This is a genomic window from Dyella terrae, from assembly GCF_022394535.1.
Classification (GTDB): Bacteria; Pseudomonadota; Gammaproteobacteria; order Xanthomonadales; family Rhodanobacteraceae; genus Dyella.
In genome coordinates this window covers 4671054-4690483 of sequence record NZ_CP089414.1, presented here as the reverse complement: position 1 = coordinate 4690483, position 19430 = coordinate 4671054, and the positions used below count along the sequence as shown (strand labels likewise).

Annotated in this window: 16 protein-coding genes; 1 reads left to right on the top strand and 15 read right to left on the bottom strand. The window is 63.1% G+C overall.

Translation table 11 applies throughout. The annotated features are described in order from the left end of the window. Positions 1–19 precede the first annotated feature (19 nt). From DYST_RS20620 to DYST_RS20550, 15 genes are all read right to left on the bottom strand, one after another. Complete coding sequence (locus DYST_RS20620) at positions 20–1825, bottom strand: DUF885 domain-containing protein (protein ID WP_239948025.1); 1806 nt, start codon at positions 1823–1825, stop codon at positions 20–22. Between the two features lie 93 nt (positions 1826–1918). Further along, positions 1919–3169, bottom strand: coding sequence for an ABC transporter permease (locus DYST_RS20615; protein WP_239948024.1), 1251 nt, complete (start codon positions 3167–3169; stop codon positions 1919–1921). A gap of 10 nt (positions 3170–3179) precedes the next feature. Then, a complete protein-coding gene (locus DYST_RS20610) occupies positions 3180–4511 on the bottom strand; it encodes an ABC transporter permease (protein ID WP_239948022.1) in 1332 nt (443 codons plus the stop codon). 111 nt (positions 4512–4622) lie between these two features. Then, positions 4623–5846 carry an ABC transporter permease gene (locus DYST_RS20605; RefSeq protein WP_239948020.1) on the bottom strand — a complete coding sequence of 408 codons (1224 nt, stop codon included), beginning with the start codon at positions 5844–5846 and terminating at the stop codon, positions 4623–4625. 10 nt (positions 5847–5856) lie between these two features. Next, on the bottom strand, positions 5857–7164 hold the full coding sequence (locus tag DYST_RS20600) for an ABC transporter permease (RefSeq protein WP_239948018.1): 1308 nt from the start codon (positions 7162–7164) through the stop codon (positions 5857–5859). Between the two features lie 31 nt (positions 7165–7195). Beyond that, the gene (locus DYST_RS20595; RefSeq protein WP_239948009.1) at positions 7196–8425 is read right to left on the bottom strand and encodes an ABC transporter permease; all 1230 of its coding nucleotides are present in this window, start codon (positions 8423–8425) and stop codon (positions 7196–7198) included. A 13-nt stretch (positions 8426–8438) separates the two neighbouring features. After that, positions 8439–9752 (bottom strand): ABC transporter permease, encoded by a 1314-nt coding sequence (locus DYST_RS20590; protein ID WP_239952168.1) that lies wholly within the window; start codon positions 9750–9752, stop codon positions 8439–8441. Between the two features lie 72 nt (positions 9753–9824). Continuing rightward, positions 9825–11057: an ABC transporter permease gene (locus DYST_RS20585; protein ID WP_428993932.1), complete on the bottom strand. Its 1233-nt coding sequence runs from the start codon at positions 11055–11057 to the stop codon at positions 9825–9827. Positions 11058–11067: 10 nt separating this feature from the next. Then, entirely contained in the window at positions 11068–12381 is a 1314-nt protein-coding gene (locus tag DYST_RS20580) for an ABC transporter permease (RefSeq protein ID WP_239948007.1), read from the bottom strand. A gap of 60 nt (positions 12382–12441) precedes the next feature. Continuing rightward, positions 12442–13164 carry an ABC transporter ATP-binding protein gene (locus tag DYST_RS20575; protein ID WP_102301173.1) on the bottom strand — a complete coding sequence of 241 codons (723 nt, stop codon included), beginning with the start codon at positions 13162–13164 and terminating at the stop codon, positions 12442–12444. Positions 13165–13186: 22 nt separating this feature from the next. Then, positions 13187–14458 (bottom strand): efflux RND transporter periplasmic adaptor subunit, encoded by a 1272-nt coding sequence (locus DYST_RS20570; protein ID WP_239948005.1) that lies wholly within the window; start codon positions 14456–14458, stop codon positions 13187–13189. A 736-nt stretch (positions 14459–15194) separates the two neighbouring features. Continuing rightward, complete coding sequence (locus DYST_RS20565; RefSeq protein ID WP_239948003.1) at positions 15195–15695, bottom strand: hypothetical protein; 501 nt, start codon at positions 15693–15695, stop codon at positions 15195–15197. 279 nt (positions 15696–15974) lie between these two features. Continuing rightward, positions 15975–16199: a hemin uptake protein HemP gene (gene hemP, locus DYST_RS20560; protein ID WP_239948001.1), complete on the bottom strand. Its 225-nt coding sequence runs from the start codon at positions 16197–16199 to the stop codon at positions 15975–15977. Positions 16200–16272: 73 nt separating this feature from the next. Further along, positions 16273–17145, bottom strand: coding sequence for a subclass B3 metallo-beta-lactamase (gene bla / locus DYST_RS20555; protein WP_239948000.1), 873 nt, complete (start codon positions 17143–17145; stop codon positions 16273–16275). A 152-nt stretch (positions 17146–17297) separates the two neighbouring features. Further along, positions 17298–18266: a potassium channel beta subunit family protein gene (locus tag DYST_RS20550; protein ID WP_239947998.1), complete on the bottom strand. Its 969-nt coding sequence runs from the start codon at positions 18264–18266 to the stop codon at positions 17298–17300. 149 nt (positions 18267–18415) lie between these two features. Here DYST_RS20550 and ahr point away from each other — a divergent pair, with 149 nt between their 5' ends. Further along, complete coding sequence (gene ahr, locus DYST_RS20545) at positions 18416–19429, top strand: NADPH-dependent aldehyde reductase Ahr (RefSeq protein WP_239947996.1); 1014 nt, start codon at positions 18416–18418, stop codon at positions 19427–19429. Position 19430: the final 1 nt, after the last annotated feature.

Genomic DNA, 19430 nt, shown 5'->3' with positions numbered 1-19430 from the left:
CGACGGCGCGCGCCATACATCAACCGGCAGCCGGGTGCGCCGGCGCCTTGCCTGCCTTCACCGCCGCGATCCACGCGTCAGTGCGAGCTTCCAGCACGTCCAGCGGCAGCGCGCCACCATTGAGGATCTCGTCGTGGAAGGCACGGATGTCGAACTTGTCACCCAATTCCTTCTTGGCACGCGCGCGCAGCTCCAGGATCTTCAGCTGACCCGTCTTGTAGGCCAAGGCCTGACCCGGCCACGTGATGTAACGGTCGGTCTCGGCCTGCACGTCCGGCTCGTCCTCGCTGGAGTGTGCATGGAAGAAATCCACCATCTGCTGGCGCGTCCAATGCTTGTAGTGCACGCCGGTGTCGAGCACGAGGCGATCAGCGCGCAGCAGTTCATCGGAGAGGTGGCCGTAGTACGACAGCGGGTCCTTGTAGAAGCCCAGCTCATGGCCGAGCTGCTCGGCATACAGCGCCCAGCCTTCAATGTAGGCGTTGTAGCCAGCCTGCTGGCGGAACGGCGGCAGACCCTGCAGCGTCTGCGCGATGGAGATCTGCATGTGATGGCCCGGGATGCCTTCGTGATAGGCCGTCGACTCGATCGTCAGCACGCTACGGTTCTGGTAGTCGCCGGTATTGACGAAGATCTGGCCCGGACGCGAACCGTCGGGCGTACCCTGGTGGTATTCGGCAGCGGCCGCTTCCTTCTCGCGGAACGCTTCCACCGGCACCACTTCCACTTTGGTCTTCGGCAGTAGGCCAAACTGCTTGGGCAGTTCCGGCTGCATGCCGGCGAGGTAATCGCGATAGCGGTTGAGGATGTCCTCGCGCGAGGTTGCGTGCACCTTCGGGTTGGTCTTGAGCGATTCGCGGAAGCTCGCCAGGTCCTTGAAGCCCTGCTGCTTGGCAATCTCGGTCATCTCGCCTTCGATGCGCTTCACCTCGGACAGGCCGATCTCGTGGATGCGCTCCGGGCTTTCCTTGGTGGTGGTCATCTGCTCCACCTGGAACGCATAGATCGCATTGCCGTTGGGCAGCTGCCACACGCCCGGTTCGGTGCGGCCATGCGGGGCATAGTCGTTCTTCACGAATGTACCGAGCTTGTCGAAAGCCGGGCGAACCTGCTGGTCGATGGCGGCGAGGATGGCGTCGTGCAGGCGCTTCTGATCGGCGGCAGAGACCGTCTTGGGGAAGTGCTTCAGCGGCTCGGCAAACACGCTGTCCATGCCAGCGGGCTTGCCGATGCTGTCGATCTGGGTGACCACTTTTTCAAGCAGATACTTGGGCGGCATCATGCCGTTCTTCAAGCCCAGGCGCGCGGTTTCGGTCGCCTGGTCGAACAGCGCCGGCACGGCCTGCAGACGCTTGAGGTAATCGTCGTATTCCTTGGTATTGTCGAATGGGATGGAGCTGACGAAGCCGGCCAACTGCAGATGCACGCCGCTCATCTGTTCCAGCGGCATCTCATCCACCTTCAGCTCGTGCGCCTTCAGTGCGTCGGTGAGCCTGCGCACCATCAGCTGCTGGTTGAGCTTGTCCTCCTCCGAGAAGCCGGTGGTATCGATGGCCTGGAAGCGCTTCAGGAACGCCTTGTCCACCGCGTACTCACGGTCGGCAAAGGCCGGGGAGTTGTCCGCCCAGCGATCGTTGTAGCGGAGGTCGCCCAGGATCGTGGCGAACTCAGGCTGCGTTTCCAGCGTGTGCTGCCACTGCTCGGCGAGCAGGGCGTTGAGCGCCTTCACGCGGGTGGGTACGTCCGTCGTAGCGGCTTGCACTGTGACGGCACACGCCGCCGACATCACCACACCCGCCAACAACATACGCGGTCCGATCTTCATGGGGTCACCCTCGGGTTGAGATACGCCTATTCTGCACACCCACCGGCCGCCTGCCCGTGCCGAACCGCACGGGCGGCCGTTCAGCTAAGCCAACTAAACCGACCGCGTGGCCACGACCGGGGGCGCATCGGCCGCCCGCCTGGCCGGCGACCATACCGCAAGCTGGCCGAGCAACAGCACCACCGCCCCACCGATGGGAAGGTAGGCCCAGGGCAGCCGCGGCAACTCGTAGTGCCGCATGAGCACTGCGTTGGCGACATAGGCCAAGGCCATGCCGATGAGCACGCCAGCGCCGGCGATGAGCAGGTTCTCCACCATGAAGTAGCGCAGTACCTGCGAACGCCGCGCCCCCAGCGCACGCTGGATGCCGATCTGCCGCGTGCGGCGCTGCACCCAGAACCCTGTGAGACCCATGATGCCGATGGCCGTCACCACGAGCACGGCCAGCGTCACGCCAGCGAACAGCCACAGAGCTGCGCGTGCGCTTTCCAGCGCTTCGTGCCGCCGTTCGGCGTAGGTGGTGATCTTCACCGGTATGTCATCGCTCAACAGTGGGCCGAATGCCTGCCGGATGGCCTCGCGAATGCCATGCAGGGCAACCTCGCGCATGGCCGGATCGATGCGCACCGCATAACCCACCATGGCGGTATCGCCCACACGTTTGGCGGCCAGCAACGTGTTGTCGGCGCGTCCATCCGTCGCCATGTCCAATTGGTTGCGCATCAGATGGCGCACTACCCCCACCACTTGGTAACCATGCCCATCGGGCTCGTCGGGAACCTGCAGGATCTGCCCCACCGCAGGCTGGTCACCGAACAGCTGCGTTGCCAGTGATTGAGGGATGATGATGGGCTCGGCCGCGCTGGTTGCGGGGATGCCGCTGGAGGAATGGTTGACGCCAAAGTCGCGATACTCCGAGGGCAGGAAATCGCGCCCCGCCACGAGTTGCAGGCCCAGCGAGTTCACCAGTCCCTCGCCGAAATAACCGTTCACGCCAACCTTGACGCCCCTGGGCGATTGCAGGGTGTAGTCGATCATCATCGTGCCGATCATCGGTAGCCCCAACGCAGCCGAGGCGGAGCGCACGCCGGGCGCGTGGCTCAGCGCCAACTGGCCGGCGCGCACCTCCGCCCCCGTCCATGGACGCACGCGCGAAGTGACCTGGTCCACCAGCACCAGTTCGTCCTCCGCCAGGCCGCTGGGCGCAACCATCGGCTGCACACGCTGCCACACGAGAAACAACACATTGCAAAGAATGGCGCATGCCAGGGCCACCTGAAACAGCACCAGTGCAGGCATCAACGCATGGCGACGCAGTATCTTGAGCATGACGGCAAGTGACATCACATTCCCCTTATGCGCTCTTGACCTGCAGGCCCGGCTCCACGCGCGATGCGCGCCACGCCGGCAACCAGCCAGTGACGATGCCGACCACCAGAGCCAGGGCGAACAACGCCACGAACATCGCCGGGTCGAGACGGGCCAGATCGGTAAAGCCGCTGGCCTGCAGCCGCAGCGTCCATAAGCCAAACAACGTCAGCGGCAAGGCGAGCACACCGCCGACCAAGCAGATCAAGGCGGCCTCGAACACGTGCTGCTGGAAGATCGCGGAACGCGGCGCACCTAGCGCTCGGCGTATGCCGATCTCCGCACCACGCCGGAGGAAGCGCGCCGCCAGCAGCCCGGCAACGTTGGCCATGCACAGCAGCAGGAATGAACCGGCCAACCACGCGTTGAGCCGCACGTTGTCAGGAACGACGTTCTGCTTGCTCAACCAGGCTCCCACACCGGTCAGCTCCGCACGAGCGGACTTGCCGTAGCCAGCCAGCGATTGCTGGTTCTCCGCGTAGTGTTGGAGATAGGCGCGAAAGTCGGCCACCGCTTTGCCGTCTGGCAGGTCTACCCAATAACTCAGCGACGAACAGTGCGCAGCATCGGTACCGAACAGCGTCGACTTCTTGGGACCGTTTTCGTCACAGGCGTCGCTGCTCGCCAGGTCGACGCCCGCATCCAGCAAAGCCCCCAGGGGGACGAAAGCCATGTCGCGTTGGCTACCGCTAAACGTGATGGCCGACAAATCGTAGAAGTGAGGCTGCGGCGAGAAAGGTGCCGTCACGCCGATAATACGGAATACACCATGCCCAAGCTTGAGGCCACGCCCCAGCACGTCGACCGTGCCATACAGCCGCACGGCCATGTCGCTGTCGACGATGGCAACTGGCGCGCGCGCAGCGTCCTCCGCAGCCGACCAGCCGCGTCCGCTGCGCAAGGACACCCCCAGCATCGGCATAAACTCGCTGGTGGTCGCCAGCAGATAGTCGCGCCGGTGTGGCGCATGCTCCCCATCCCCCGTCATTTCCGTAAAAACGCTGGCCATCGGTGCCTGCCAGGTTGCGCGATGATCGCGCAGCAACACCTGTGCATCGTCCCATTTGATCCGGTGATAGTTCTCTACGGTAATGTCGTTAAGCGACTGGTTCTGCTGCGGCTTGGCCCGAACGGTGTCCACCCATGCCAGGTATAGGTGACCGCTGCGTCCTGGCAGCGGGTCGGCCGTCAGTTGGTGTAGCAGCGCCAGCGTCGTCATGGTGGCGGCCAGCCCCATCGCGACCGTGAGCACTGCGAGGATGGTGCTTCGTGGATACCGCTTCAGTCCTTCCCAGGCCAACGTCAGGTTGTAACGCATGCGTTTCGTCCCTGTTGCGTGTATCGCTCGTATCCACGGCGGCGTCACCACCTGACGCCCCTCCAAAGCGGCATGGTTCCGTTCGAACCACGCCGCTCTCTTCCTCGTCGATCAGACCGATCGGGTCGCCACCACTGGCGGCACCGCGGCCGCCCGCATGGCGGGGCCCAGCACCGCCAGCTGCCCGATAATCCACAACGACAACGCACCCACTGGGAAGTAGATACCGGGTAGACGCGGCAACTCGTAGTGCACCATCAGCAACAAGTTGATGCCGTAGGCCAGCACCATGCCCACGGCGATGCCAATCGTGGCCAGCAGGAAATTCTCTGTCTGGAAGTAGTTGAGGATGTTCACGCGTGTGGCACCCAACGCGCGGCGCACGCCGATCTGCCGGCGACGCTGTGCCACCCAGAAACTGCCCAGGCCCACGATGCCCAATGCAGTGACGACGAGCAGCGCGATGCACACACCCACCAGGAGGCCAGCCATCGCCCTATCGTTCTGGAAGAAATCCTCGCGCATATTGCTCAACAGATGCTGCTTGAGCACAACACGATGCGGGTTGATCTCCTTGAGCTTGGCCACGGCGGTCTTCAGCACGCGCTCGCGGTTCTTCGGATCGTCTACTCGCACAACGTACTCACCGTTGGACACGCGCATAGGCAACACCATGCTGTATCCCGCGATCGAGTCATCCCAGATCGATGGCCGCACAAGATCCTTCACCACACCCACCACGGTGAATCCGTAGTCAGACATGAAGAGCTGCTTGCCGACAGCCGATTGTCCGGGCCACATGCGTTGGGCCAGCGCTTGCGTGATCACCACGGTCTTGGGTATGGCCTTGGGATCGTGCCGAGCCACCGCGTTGAGCACGTCTTCCATGTCCATGTAGTCGTCAGCCGTCAACTCGCGCCCGGCGATCAGCTGCGTACCCAATGTCTGGGTGATGTTCACACCGAAGTAGTTGGTGGCATTGGTCGTAGCAATGCGCTGCTTGGGATCAAGTTTGATCGAAGCATTGGATGAGGAGTTGCCGAACGGCACCTGGCTGACCGATGCCACCGAGACGACACCGGGGATCTGCCGTAGCGCGGCGAGATCTTCCTCGCTACGGGCCTTCTCGTCCTTGCCGGCGCCGATGTTTGCCAATGCGATGTGCAGCAGGCGTTGTTCGTCCACACCGCTTTGCATGTGGATACGCTCGATGCGCTGGTTGATGATGAAGACGGCGTTGCACACGATGGCGCAGGTCAGCGCGATCTCCAGGATCACCAGGAAGGCAGTGGTCTTGTGGCGACGCAAGGTCGACAGAATGGGAAGAATTTCCATCACCTGATCCTTATTGGCTCTTCAGTTGCAGCGCAGGGGTGATCTGGCAGGCACGCCAGGCCGGAAGCAAGCCGGCGAGCAGGGTTGTGCCCACCGCCAGTAGAAAGGTGAACAGCAGCATGCCCATGCTCATATGCGCGAGCGCCGCATAGCTGGACGGCTGTTTGCGTACCAGCCATAGCCCAACAAAGGCCAGCAACAGACCGAAAGAGCCACCCGCCAGACCGATCACACCGGACTCCACCAGCAATTGCGTGAATACCTCGCGCTTGGACGCACCCAGCGCGCGCCGCACGCCGAGCTCGCCGGCGCGGCGCAGAAACTTGGCCAGCATCAGCCCCACGGTGTTGACCAGGCACACCAGGAGGAAGCCCAGCGCCAGCCACGTCTGCAGCCGCACATCGCCCGGCACCACCTTGTTGACGTCCATCCACTCCATCAAGTTGGGTAGTTCCACATTGGGCGGGCGCTGGAAGCGACCCAAGGTTTTCTGCTCCTGTGAGTAATGCACCAGGAACTCACGATACGCAGCGACCTTGGCCGGGCTATCCAACTGCACCCAATACTGCAGCCACACGCAGGGTGCGGTTTCGGCGTGATCGTCGTCGCCGCCGCCGCTACCCCAGCAATCGGTACTACCGTCGTGCGCGAAATGCGCATCGCGGGAGGTGCTCAACGGAACGAACACATCTTCTGTCGTGCCGTAGTTGCTACCCGTGTTCAGGTCGTAGAAGCGCGGCGTGGGTCGCCAATCGTCGAGCACGCCAATGACCTGGAGTGCCGCATCCTTGATGCGCAGCGTCTCACCTACGCTGTTCTTGCCACCGAACAGCTTCTGGTTGAGCGTGCGAGTGATCACCACCACGCGAGCCTTGGCGTCATCCTCCTGCGCGCTCCAGGGGCGTCCATAGAGGAACGGCACCTTGAACATCGGGAAGAAATCGCTCGTTGTATAGCGTGCATCGCTAAAGAACGGATCCATGTTGGCTTGCGCCGGCTGCACCGCCACGGAGCCGCCGGTCATCAACGCTTGACGGTCGGCACGCTTGGCATGCAGCAGGTTCTGGCCGTCCGGCCAGGAGACCTGCTCGGGTGGCCGCTTGCCCTCTTCGTAGCCGTCCATGTCCCGTGGATCTATCTGGGGATAGAACAGCATGGTGCTGGTTCCCGGCAGCGGATCGCCCGACAGCACATGGAGCACCGTCAGCGTCGTCATGCTCGCCCCGATACCCAGCGCAATGGCCAGCACCATCAGCGCGGTGAGCATCTTGTTGCGCCTCAGGCTACGCAGTGCCAGATCAAGGTAGTAGCTAAACATCGTTATCCCCTCATTGCGTCCGTTCCCGCCATTACACCGACCGCGTGGCCTCTACCGGTGGCACGCGCGATGCGCGCAACGCCGGCGCAAGTACCGCGCCCTGCCCCAGCAACAACAGCATCACCGCACCGATGACCAGATAGGTCAGCGACAGGCGATGCATTTCAAAACGCGTCACCATCCACAGGTTCATGGCGATGGCGAGCAGCACGCCGACCAGCGCACCAGCGCAGCTGATGAGCAGGTTCTCGGCCATGAAGTAGCGCAGGATGTCTCGCCTGGTGGCCCCGAGCGCGCGCCGCACACCGATCTGTTTGCGGCGCTGACCCACCCAGAAACTGGTAAGGCCCACGATGCCCGCTGCGGTGACCGCCAGCAGCACCAGACTGATCACACCCATCAGGATGGCCATGCCGCGATCGCTTTCATAAGCCCGCGAACGCACTTCGCTGAAGCTGAGCACGCCATCGTCGTCGTTGATCACGCGGCGTGGGTTTTGCGCGAACAGCGCTTTGACCGCCGCATGCATGGCCGTGTCCAATTGCCCGGGCCGCGTGCGTACGATGTAGAACGTACCCAGTGAAATAGTCAGTCGCTCGGGGATGATCACCGAGCGGTAGGCGAAGTCCGAGGCCCACCGCTCGACACTTTGTGCCTGCAGTAGATCGACCACGCCCACGATGGTGCCCGGACCACCGATCAGATAGATGGTTTTGCCCACCGCGTCCTCGCCAGGGAACAGCTTCTGAGCAAGTGCCTTGGTCACGATCACCACCGGCGGCGCCAGCTTGTAGCGCAGGTCCATGTGGCCGATTTCATCGGCGCGAAAATTGCGACCGGCCACCAGCTTCAGGCCCAGCGTATCGATAAAGTTCTGGTCGCCGAAATAGATCGTTGCCCCGGAGCTGTCCTGCAATTGATCGGGCTTGAGCTTGACCGAATCGTCCCAGCCGCTACCGCGCAACGGATACGAATTGCTGGGCGTCACGTTCTGCACGCCGGGCACCTGCCGCAACACCTGCAGATCCTCGCGAATCATGGCATCGAGCCGCGCGGAGTTCGGTGCGCCCACCCATTCGCTCTTGATGACGAAGATATTCGGCTCATCGATGCCCGTGGGCTCGGACAGATGTGCCACGCGCTGGTGAATGATGAACAGCGCATTGCAGACGATCGCCAACGTAAGCGCGATCTGCATGGCAATCAGAAAGGTGCCCGCCTTGTGGCGGCGCAGTGCGGAGAGAATCGGTTTGATCTGCATGTCCGCTCCTCCCTTAGTTGGACTTCAGTTGCCAGGCGGGCTGCACTTGCGCGGCCCGCCAGGTGGGGTAGAACGCTGCAAACACCGTGGCGGCAACCGCCACCAGCAAGGTCAGCAGCATCAGCGACACATCCAAATGGGCGAGGCGTGCAATCTGCGGTTCGAACACCAGACCCAACCCAAACATACCCACCGCCGTGAGCACCAACCCAAGCGCGCCGCCGGCCAGCCCAACCATGGCCGCCTCCGCCAGAAACTGGCGGTAGATGTCCGCGCGCGAGGCGCCGAGCGCCCGGCGCACGCCGATCTCCGGTGCGCGGCGCATGAACTTGGCCAGCAGGAGGCCGATGGTGTTGACCAGGCAGATCACCAGAAAGCCCAGCGATAGCGACAGCGAAATGCGGCTTTCCGGCGGCACGGCGTGCTGGAAGTCGAGCCACTCGCGCACGTCACGCAGGCGATTGTTCGGCGCCCAGTTGAAGCGTCCCGCATCACGCTGCTCGCGCGCGTAACCGTCGAGGAACTGCCGGTAGGCCTGTACCTGCGCGGCGTCATCCAGTTGCACCCACGGGCTGATCCACACGCATTCGCCACTCAGCCAGCTATCCCAGCTATCTCCGCGCTTGCCGTCACTGCCGCAATTGTTGTTGCCGTAGGTGTCGATGCGTTGCCCGATGGCATAGGTGAAGGGGATATAGATCTGCGATGGGTCCGCGTAGAGGTTGCCGTCGAAAATGTCGAAGAAGCGTGGCTTGGGATCCCACGTGTCGGTCACGCCCACGATGCGAAACTCGCGATCATCCAGCGTGACCTGGCGACCCACACTATTGGCGCCGCGAAACAGCTTCTGGTTGAGGGCGCGGCTGATCACGATCACCGCTTCGCGTGATTCGTCCTGGCCGTTGTCCCACGCGCTGCCGTACAGAAACGGCACGTCAAACATGGCGAAGAAGTCGCTATAGGTGGCATAGCCGACGGCCTTGAAGGGCATGCGATGCGGGTCATCGGGCATCACCGAAAGGCCGACCGGGAACAGCATGGTTTGCCGCACCGCCTTGTGTGCACGCATCAAAGCAATGGCATCGGTGTAATTGAGCGCCGACGGTGGCTCGCCGTGGCGGTTGTACTGCGGCCCACGGTTGTCGATCAGCGGCACGAAGAGCTTGGACGACTTCTGCGGTATCGGATCGCCCGACACCGCGCGGAATACGGCGAACGTCACCATCGACGCCGCGACACCAAAACCGATCGACATGATCATCAATGCCGTCAGCAGGACGTTGCGCCGAAGACTCGCCGCGCCCAGTCGCAGGTTGTGGGCAAACATGCCGCTCATGAACACCTCATTTCGTCCAAACACTTCATGCCACTGGCACGCTTCCTAGCGTGCCGTGCCGGATCACACCGAACGCGTCGCTTCCACCGGAGATACCCGCGAGGCCCGCAGCGCCGGCGCCAGCACCGCGCCCTGCCCCAGCAGCAGCAGGGCAACCACGCCGACCAACACGTAGACCAGCGACAGGCGTGCCATCTCGAACTGTGTGACCAGCCATAGGTTCATGCCGACGGCGAGCAATGCACCGATCACGACACCCACCATGCCAATCAACAGGTTTTCGGTAAGGAAGTAGCTAAGGATGTCGCGCTTGGTCGCACCCAGTGCGCGCCGCACGCCGATCTGTTTGCGGCGCTGGCCCACCCAGAAGCTGGTGAGACCCACGATGCCCGCTGCAGTGACGCCCAACAGCACCAGGCACACCACACCCATCAGGATCGCCATACCGCGGTCGCCCTTGTAGGCGTTCTCACGTACCTGCTCAAAACTCCGCACGCCACGCTCGCTGGGAATCACGCGCATGCGCTCCACCTTCACCAGCAACGCCGGCGCCGCCTTCATTACGCTCGCCAGCTGGCCTGGCTTGGTGCGGATCAGATAGCTGGTGAAAGGGCTGGTCAGCTGTACCGGCTGAATCAACGAGTATTCGTAGAAGTCATCCGACCAAACGGCGTTCCACGGCACCCCCAGACGCTCCACGATCCCGATGATGGTGGTCGGCTTCTTGGTGTCGCCGATATAGATGGGTTTGCCGAGGGCAGAGCCGTCCGGGTACATGTTGTCGGCCAATTGCTTGCTCACGATCACCATGGAGGCATCCGGTATCGCCCTGGGATCGGCCACCACGATCTCGTCGGAGCGGAAGTTGCGCCCCGCGACCAACCGAAGCCCCATCGTCGACAGCACGTGTTCGTCGCCGAAGTACTGCGTGGTGTGTGCTTTGGAGTCCTTGGCGTCCACATCGGTGCGCACACCCGTGGACCAGCCACCGCCACGCAACGGATAGGAATTGAGCGAGACGGCATCCTGCACACCCGGCATTTGGCGCAGGGCCTGTAGATCCGCCTTGATCTGCGGCCCACCCTCGTTATCGCCTTTGCCTACAAAACTGCTTTGGATGGCCATCAGGTCGGTTTCCACCATGCCGGTGGGTCGATTCACGCGATCCAGGCGCTGGTGAATGATGAAGACCGCGTTGCACACGATCGCCAGCGTCAACGCGATCTGCATGGCGATGAGGATGGTGCCGGCCTTGTGTCGCTTGAGCGCGGCGAGGATAGGCTTGATATGCATCATGATCATCGCCTCAATTGGATTTCAGCTGCCATGCCGGCTGCACCTGCGCAGCACGCCACGTGGGATAGAAGGCGGCCAGCACTGTCGTCAGCACGGCCACAAGCATGGTCAACAGCACCAGGGACAGGTCGAGCTTGGCCAGCTTGGCGACATCCGGCTCGAACACCAGCGACACGCCCATCACACCCAGCCCCGTGAGCAACAGCCCGACCACGCCACCCGCCAGACCAACGGCAGCCGCTTCGATCAGAAATTGCAGGTAGATCTCCTTGCGCGGCGCACCTAGGGCGCGGCGCACGCCGATCTCCGAAGAGCGGCGCATGAACTTCGCCAGCAGCAACCCCACCGTATTCACCAGACAGATCAGCAGGAAGCCCAGCGACACCATCAGCGAGACCTTGGCCTCCTGCGGCACGACTTTCTGGTACTCCAACCATTCGGTGACGTTGCGCAGACGGGTGTTCGGCGCCCATTGGAAGCGGCCGGAGCGCTGCTGTTCGGCGGCGTAGCCATTGAGATAAGCGCGATAGGCGTCGGCTTCGGACTTCGTCGGTAGCTCGGCCCAGAAGCCAAGCCACACACACTCCGAGCGGATCCACGAATCCCAACCCTGGCCTGGGTCGTGGCTGCAGTTGTTGTTGCCATTGGTCGTGGTCTGCAATTCCACGGCGCGCGTGAACGGGATGAACACTTCAATGGGATCGTCAAAGCCGTTCGTGTTGATCACGTCGTAGAACACCGGCTCCGGATTCCACTTGTCGGCCACACCCACGATGCGATAGTCGCGCCCGTTGAGGTTAACGTTCTTGCCAACGCTGTTGGCGCCGTTGAACAGCTTGTCGTTGAGCTCCTTGCCGATGACCGCCACGGCTGCGTGCGACTCGTCTTCGTTCGCCGTCCAGGAGTGGCCGTAGATGAAGGGAATGTCGAACATGCTGAACGCGTCCGCATACCACGCGTAGCTAGTTTCACGAAACGGCAGCATCGACGGATCAGTCGGCACGATGGACGTCGCCGCGGGATACAACGCCGTCTGTCGCTTCGCACGCTTGTCGCGCATCAGATTGATGGCGTCGGTGTAGGTCATCGCGTTGGGCGGCTCGCCCTTGTTGCGGTTGGTAGCGTCCGGTCCCCAGTTGTCGATTTGCGGCACGTAGAGCTGCGAGGACTTCTCAGGGATGGGGTTGTTGGAGGTCGCGCGGAACACCGAGTAGGTGGTCATCGACGCGGCCACACCACAGCCGATCGCCAACACCATCAGCAGGGTCAACAGCGGGTTTTTCCTGAGACTGCGCAAACCAAGCTGTAGGTAGTAGGCGAACATGGTCGTCCTTCACTCATCGGAAACCACCTCCCGCATACGCGGGAGGTACGGTGGCAATACTCAGGCCGGGGTGCCGGCGCGAGCCGAGGTCACGGCGTGGTGGAAGCGCGGGTCTTCCGCCAGATCCACCACCTGACCATCGATGATGTGCACGTTGCGCTGGGCGCGAGCGGCCAGTTCCGGATCGTGCGTCACCATGACGATGGTTGCGCCTTCGCGGTGGATCTCTTCCAGCAGCTCCATCACGCCGCGGGCCATCTGCGTGTCCAGGTTGCCGGTCGGTTCGTCCGCCAGCAGCAGGCGCGGCGAGCCGGCCAGTGCACGAGCGATGGCGACGCGCTGCTGCTGGCCGCCGGAGAGCTCGGCCGGATAGTGCTTGGCGCGCGAGGCCAGGCCTACGCGTTCCAGCGCGTTCATGATGCGTTCCTTGCGCTCGGCCGCCTTCATGCCGCGATAGCGCAACGGCACTTCCACGTTATCGAACACGTTGAGGTCGGGAATCAGATTGAACGCCTGGAAGATGAAGCCGATCTTCTCGTTGCGGATGCGCGAGCGCTCGTTGTCGTTGAGGTTGCTCACCTCCACGCCGTCGAGGTGGTACTGGCCACCCGTGAAGGTTTCGAGCAGGCCAGCGATGGTGAGAAAGGTGGTCTTGCCCGAGCCGGAGGGGCCGGTGACCGCCACGAACTCGCCTTCGTTGACGTTGATGTTGAAGTCGCGCAGCGCATAGGTCTCCACCACTTCGGTGCGGTAGACCTTGGACAGATGAGTCATCTTGAGCATGGTGTTGTCCCTTGAGTGGTGGTTAGTTGCTGATGGCGACGCGCTGGGCGCCCTTGAAGCTGTCGGTACCGGAGATCACGATGTTGTCGCCTTCCTTCAGGCCATCGAGGATCTCCACCTTATCGATGCTGCTGGCGCCGACGCGGATGGTGTGTTTCTCCGCCACGCCGTCGCGCACGATGTAGGCGTAGCTACCGCCGGATTCGTCGACGAAGGAGCCGCGCTGCACGGTGAGCACGTTGTCGCGCTTGTCGAGCAGGATGCGCACGGACAGACGCTGGTTCTGACGCAGTTGCTTGGGCGTGGCGCCGTCGAAGCGCAGGCGGGCGGCGACTTCACCATTCACCACTTCGGGCGAAATGGCGCTGACCAGACCCTTCCAGGTGCTGCCGTTGCCGCTGATCTCGCCGGTCATGCCAATGCCGAGATCACGCGCGAAGCTTTCCGGCACCTTCATTTCCACTTCGAGCGCGCTGAGGTCGATCACGCTGAGCAACTGCGCGTCCTTGGCGACGGTGGCGCGTTCGGCGATAAACAGCTGACCCACCTGACCGTCGACCGGCGACTTCACGTTGAGGTCTTCGACCTGACGCTGCAGGTCTTTCACCAAGAGCAGTTGGCGTTCGTGCGCGAGCTTCTTCGACTGGATGTCGAAGTTGAGGCTATCTGTGTTGGTCGCCAGATCGGCCTTGGCATGCTCGAGCGTGATGCGCATCTTCTCCAGCGTGTCCTTGGCCTTGTCCACGTCCATGCTGGGCACGGCCCCCTGAGCGAACGCCTTCTGATAACGCGCGAGGTCGCGCTGGGCGCCCTGCTCGTCGATGTTGGCGTTGTCGTAGGCCTTCTGCAGCTCGCCGCGCGTCTTGCGCGCATCGATCTGCGCGCGCAGGTAATCCACCTGCATGGCGTCGGCCGCGCTCTGCTCCTGAGCGAGCTTGTTAGTGAGCTCGGGGCTCTCGATGACGGCGAGTACCAGGCCCTTCTTCACCGCGTCGCCCGCGTGCACTTTCAGCGTCACGGCGCCACCGTAGACGGCATAAAGCGTGGGGCTGACAGCCGCCACCACCTTGCCTTCGGCAGCGATGTCTCTCACGAAGGGGCCTCGCCCGACGGTGGCAAAGGCAAGACGTGTGCTGCTGACCGATGCATCGGCCGAGAACAGACGCCCAATGCGCGGACCGAATAGCGCCAGCAGCGCCAACACAGCCACGCTGATGCCGATCAACATGAACCGGCGCTTGGGATTGGATTTGACCTTGACCAGGCGGTCTTGTGCGGAGGTATCACGAATCATGGATGGGTCCCTGGCCGCGGACAATGCGGCCCCTGACCTACATAAGCAATCTGCGTGCCAAGCCAAAACTCCCGATTTATTCGCTATTTTTCAGCCACTTGAGAACACCCCGCCGGGTCGGACAATTGTCCGCGGACACCGCCACGGACAGACGGACAAGCGTCCGTGGACACTCCTCAAGGCCTGTTCGGCTGCGGCTCTCGCTCTTGGCTCCCGCCTTTGACCTACCGGGTCCCCGTATGAGGCGGCGTGCGGGTGGAGAAAAGGCCCGCAGGGGAATCGGCAAGGATGCCGATTCCTTTTCGCCGGGGCAGGAGCCCCATCGAAAAGCCCGGAACCCGCACGCGTACCTGGAGGGCGTAGCCCGGAAGGCGCCTCATCCGGGGTGCCCTTTCTTCGGGTTACTTTCTTTACTCCGGGCATCCTGCCCTTCGCCCTTCGGGCCGGCTTCGCCGTTCGCACGCGCTCCTGCGCGTGCGTGGGCAAGCAAAGAAAAGTGACTCGGCCTTCGGCAGAAGGTCGAAACGCCCGCTGCGTAAGCGGCCAGATCGCCGCCGCGCGACAATCAAACACCGAAACTCTGCACCCAGCCTGCGCCGGGGTGACAGCTAAAAATGAAACGATAAGGCGAGCACCCGCCCCTCACCCCAACCCTCTCCCCGAAGGGGAGAGGGAGAAGAGCTGGGGTTACGCGCTGGAACAACGAGCCGCGAAAAACGATAGGCGGAGCAAACTCTCAGGCACCCGACCCAGGCGCCAAATCAACCGCCGCAGCCCGCGCCACATCCCGCGCAATACCCCGCCCAAGCGACGAGAGCCGACCCAACGGCAACGTATCCAACACCTTCAACGACGCCAACCGCGTCGTCCGGAAACACAGCAACTCAGCAATCGCCGCCTTGCACGCCACCTCCCCCGGACACACCGGCGCCGCCGGCAGCGGCGTACCGCACGCGAGCAACGCATCCCATGCCAAATAGTCCGTGTCGGGCAACAGATGCAGACGTGCGCAAAACGCACCGCCCGCATCGAGGCAATCGATCCATTCACGCGGACCGTCCGCGCCGATCATGCTCGACGCTCGCAACTCCTCCGTCTGCAGCAACGGCGCCAGATCCGCACGCGCCACCAGCCAGCCCGGTGCGAGCTCGCGATTGGATCGCGACGACTGACAGGCTGGCAGATAGAGCACACCGCCCAGCAGCGGAAGGTGCGCGGCGAGCTCCGTGCCGGACATCGGGACCGAGGTCCGGCTGATGGTCCAGGCCCCGGTATCGGCAGAGGACCGGACCGTGGTGAAAGCGTGCGCAAGCCAGCCAAACATCATCTTGCTCCTTGGAGAAAAGCCCTGGAGACGACCCGGCTGGCGTTCGGCAAGAAGCGCGTGGCGATAGGCCCGGTGAATGTGCCCGGCGCGAGGCCGGTAAAGATGGAGGCATCCCTGCCCATGAAGCTTCCCTCGGGGGGGACGGTGCAACCGTGAGTGGTCGCGCCGTAGCGCGAGCCACGCCCTCACTTACTTGGTGAGGATCAACTTGTCGTTTCGCGTCAGACGCAGGTGGTACTCGCTGCCCTGATGCTGGATGACCAGCTCCCGGCCGCCTTTGAGCAGCACCTGACTGGACACGCGGCGCGTCGATGCGTCCGGCGTGACAGGAGACGAAGGCTTCAGGCTGAGCAGGCGAAACGGGCGGGCCAGTACTTCGGCCCCCTGGGGCAGGGACAAAACCGTCGTGGTCATGATGAAGCTCCGCAGGAGAGTGTGGTGACGCTTTTGATGATAATGATTCTCATTTAAGTGTCAACCACCTGATTTACGGCCCCGCCCGCTCCTTCGCCAACTTGGCGTCGAGCTTCCGGGTCCCTTCCTCCGCATAGGCGCGGCAGGCGCCTGTGTCGATCAGCGGATTGGGCTTCACCCCTGCATCGCGGCGAGCCACGCGCTCAAGGAAATCGCTCTGGTCGGGGTGCGGCGACATCAGGATGTCGCAGGGCAACGCGGCGATCACGGCAATGCCATGCCGATAGTTGGTCACGCGCTCCAGATGCGCCGGGTCGCTGTAGCGATAATCGGAACCATCGGCGGTGAAAGCGCCAAGGCTGTCGGCATAGACCATGTGCAAGCAGCGACCGCTTTCGCACGACTCCCACGTCCAACTCGTACTGCCCGGTGTATGGCCTGGCGTGTAATGCGCGGTCACGGTTACGTCGCCAACGCGCACGACGCCGTTATCCGGAACGACATCGACATGCGAAACCGGCGGATACTCCGGCGCCTCGCCAAACTGCGGATCGTCGGGAAAGTGGCCGCCCACCATCAACTCCTTCGCACCGACCTCGCTGGCCACCACGCGCGCGCCGCTGTCGCGCGCAATGGCGGCAATAGCGCCTGCGTGATCGGAATGCGCGTGCGAGTTGAGGATCAGCTTCACGTCCTTCAAGCGGAAGCCCAGCGCCTTGATGTTGGCCTCCACCTGCGGCGCATTCTCCGGCAGCGTGCCGTCGATCAAGATCAGGCCATCCGCCGAGCGGATCAGAATGGAAGAGAGTCCGTGGGTGCCAACGTAATAGGTGTTGCCGTAGACGCGAAACGGCTTTTGCGGCTGCGTCCATTCCGGGTGATCGGCGTGAGCCGAAGCGGCGGTTAAGGCGAGGCAGCCGAATAACGCGTGGCGAAGGAGCTTCATGCGGTGGCATTCCTTGTGGAGTGTTCACGCATGATGACCAGCGCATGCGAACGGCGGGGACCGTCATCAGGCGAGGCACGGGCAAAGTCTGGCAAGCCGCGGGCAAAACCGGTGACCCGACACCGGCTTCGCCTTCCGTTGAGGACCTTGCTTCAGGCCACCGCTTGCTCGATATGCCTGAGCACCTCTGCGTCCAACTTCGGCAACAAGGCTAGCGCCCCCAGGTTCTGCTCCAACTGCTCCACCTTGCTTGCCCCAAGCATCACCGTGGACACGTGCGGATTGACCAGGCACCACGCAATGGAGAGCTGCGCCATCGACACACCAAGCTCGGCCGCGATCGGTGCCAGGCGTTTCACCTTGTCCAGTCGCGAGGCATCGTGCTCCAGCACCGCCTCCTTCAACCACTCGTAGCCTGGCTGCGCCAGCCGCGACTCTGCCGGCACGCCCTGGTTGTACTTGCCGCTCAACAAGCCGGAGGCCAGCGGCGACCAGATGGTGGTGCCCATGCCGTAGGCGTCGTACAGCGGCGCGTACTCCTGCTCTACGCGCTCCCGGTGCAGCAGGTTGTACTGCGGTTGCTCCATCACCGGCGCATACATATGGTTTTCTTTCGCCACGCGATGCGCTTCCACGATGGCCTCCGCCGGCCATTCGCTGGTGCCCCAGTAAAGCACCTTGCCCTGCCGTACCAGCGTGTCCATCGCCGCCACCGTCTCGGCGATCGGCGTATCCGGATCGGGGCGATGGCAGAAGTAGAGATCCAGGTGCCCCACGCGCAGCCGCTGCAGTGCCTGATTGCAGGCTTCGATGACATGCTTGCGCGACAGGCCGCGCTGCGTGGGCAGCGGGTTGTCCACTGCGCCGAAATACACCTTGCTGGACACGCAATAGCTGTCGCGCGGAAAACGCAGGTCGGCCAGCACGTCGCCCATCAGGGTCTCGGCCACGCCGTCGTTATAGGTCTCTGCGTTGTCGAAGAAGTTGATGCCGTTGTCGTGTGCCGTCGCCAACAGATTGCGCGCCAGCGAACGCCCCACCTGCTTGCCGAACGTGACCCACGCGCCAAACGATAGCGCGGACAGTTGCAGGCCGGATTTGCCAAGACGTCGATATTGCATGGGGGCGCTCCGATCAGTGGTGACTCATCAGCATGCCAAGAGCGCATGTCGTTCGTCCATCATCGCGGTTTACACGCGACACCAACGAGCGCCGCCCTAAACTCCTCGGATTTGGCACCCATCACGCTTTCCCACCGGAGCGAGACCGCATGTCAACGATGAAGGGTTGGGCCGCCGAGCAGGCTGGCAAGCCGCTCGTGCTTTCGGAGTTCGATCTCGGCCCGCTGGGCGCCGAGCAGGTGGAAGTAGCCGTGGACTACTGCGGCATCTGCCATTCCGATCTCTCGATGATCAACAACGAATGGGGCATGGCGCGTTTTCCCTTTGTCCCCGGCCACGAAGTGATCGGTCGCGTCACCGCGCTCGGCCCCCAGGCCAAAGGGCTGACGATCGGCCAGCGCGTGGGCATCGGCTGGAGTTCCAACAGCTGCATGCACTGCAAGCAATGCCTGTCCGGGCACCAGAACCTGTGCGCCGAACTGGAAGCGACCATCGGCGGCCGCCACGGCGGCTTCGCTGACAAAGTGCGCGCCCACTGGGCATGGGCCATCCCGCTGCCCGAAGGCATCGACCTGCCCAGCGCCGGTCCGCTGCTCTGCGGCGGCATCACCGTGCTCAAGCCGTTTCTCGCCTACGAGGTGAGTCCGACCGCACGCGTCGGGGTGGTCGGTATCGGCGGGCTGGGCCACATGGCGGTAAAGCTCGCCAGGGCCTGGGGCTGCGAGGTGACGGCGTTCACCTCCACCGCGGCCAAAGCCGACGAAGCCCGCGCCTTCGGTGCGCATAACGTGGTGTCCAGCCGCGACACTTCGGCCATCAAGGCCCTCGCGCGATCACTGGACCTGCTGCTGGTCACGGTGAACGTATCGCTGGACTGGGGCGCACTGATCAACACACTGGCGCCGCGCGGACGCATGCATGTGGTCGGCGCAGTGGTCGAGCCGATTCCGGTATCCATCTTTCAACTGATGGGTGCGGAGCGTGAGATCTCCAGCTCACCCACGGGCGCCCCCGAAGACATCGCCACCCTGCTCGACTTCGCCACACGCCATGATGTCCGGCCTCAGGTAGAGATGTTCCCGATGTCGGACATCAATGCCGCGCTCAAGCACCTGGAAGAGGGTAAGGCGCGCTACCGCATCGTGCTCGATGCGAAGGCTTAAG

What these genes read in the sequence shown, in the direction of transcription:
- DYST_RS20605 (WP_239948020.1), bottom strand. Translation starts at nt 5,846, where the DNA reads ATGGAAATTCTTCCCATTCTGTCGACCTTGCGTCGCCACAAGACCACT.
- DYST_RS20580 (WP_239948007.1), bottom strand. Translation starts at nt 12,381, where the DNA reads ATGTTCGCCTACTACCTACAGCTTGGTTTGCGCAGTCTCAGGAAAAAC.
- hemP (WP_239948001.1), bottom strand. Translation starts at nt 16,199, where the DNA reads ATGACCACGACGGTTTTGTCCCTGCCCCAGGGGGCCGAAGTACTGGCC.
- DYST_RS20590 (WP_239952168.1), bottom strand. Translation starts at nt 9,752, where the DNA reads ATGTTTGCCCACAACCTGCGACTGGGCGCGGCGAGTCTTCGGCGCAAC.
- DYST_RS20585 (WP_428993932.1), bottom strand. Translation starts at nt 11,057, where the DNA reads ATGATGCATATCAAGCCTATCCTCGCCGCGCTCAAGCGACACAAGGCC.
- DYST_RS20570 (WP_239948005.1), bottom strand. Translation starts at nt 14,458, where the DNA reads ATGATTCGTGATACCTCCGCACAAGACCGCCTGGTCAAGGTCAAATCC.
- DYST_RS20565 (WP_239948003.1), bottom strand. Translation starts at nt 15,695, where the DNA reads ATGTCCGGCACGGAGCTCGCCGCGCACCTTCCGCTGCTGGGCGGTGTG.
- DYST_RS20575 (WP_102301173.1), bottom strand. Translation starts at nt 13,164, where the DNA reads ATGCTCAAGATGACTCATCTGTCCAAGGTCTACCGCACCGAAGTGGTG.
- ahr (WP_239947996.1), top strand. Translation starts at nt 18,416, where the DNA reads ATGTCAACGATGAAGGGTTGGGCCGCCGAGCAGGCTGGCAAGCCGCTC.
- DYST_RS20620 (WP_239948025.1), bottom strand. Translation starts at nt 1,825, where the DNA reads ATGAAGATCGGACCGCGTATGTTGTTGGCGGGTGTGGTGATGTCGGCG.
- DYST_RS20595 (WP_239948009.1), bottom strand. Translation starts at nt 8,425, where the DNA reads ATGCAGATCAAACCGATTCTCTCCGCACTGCGCCGCCACAAGGCGGGC.
- DYST_RS20610 (WP_239948022.1), bottom strand. Translation starts at nt 4,511, where the DNA reads ATGCGTTACAACCTGACGTTGGCCTGGGAAGGACTGAAGCGGTATCCA.
- DYST_RS20550 (WP_239947998.1), bottom strand. Translation starts at nt 18,266, where the DNA reads ATGCAATATCGACGTCTTGGCAAATCCGGCCTGCAACTGTCCGCGCTA.
- bla (WP_239948000.1), bottom strand. Translation starts at nt 17,145, where the DNA reads ATGAAGCTCCTTCGCCACGCGTTATTCGGCTGCCTCGCCTTAACCGCC.
- DYST_RS20615 (WP_239948024.1), bottom strand. Translation starts at nt 3,169, where the DNA reads ATGTCACTTGCCGTCATGCTCAAGATACTGCGTCGCCATGCGTTGATG.
- DYST_RS20600 (WP_239948018.1), bottom strand. Translation starts at nt 7,164, where the DNA reads ATGTTTAGCTACTACCTTGATCTGGCACTGCGTAGCCTGAGGCGCAAC.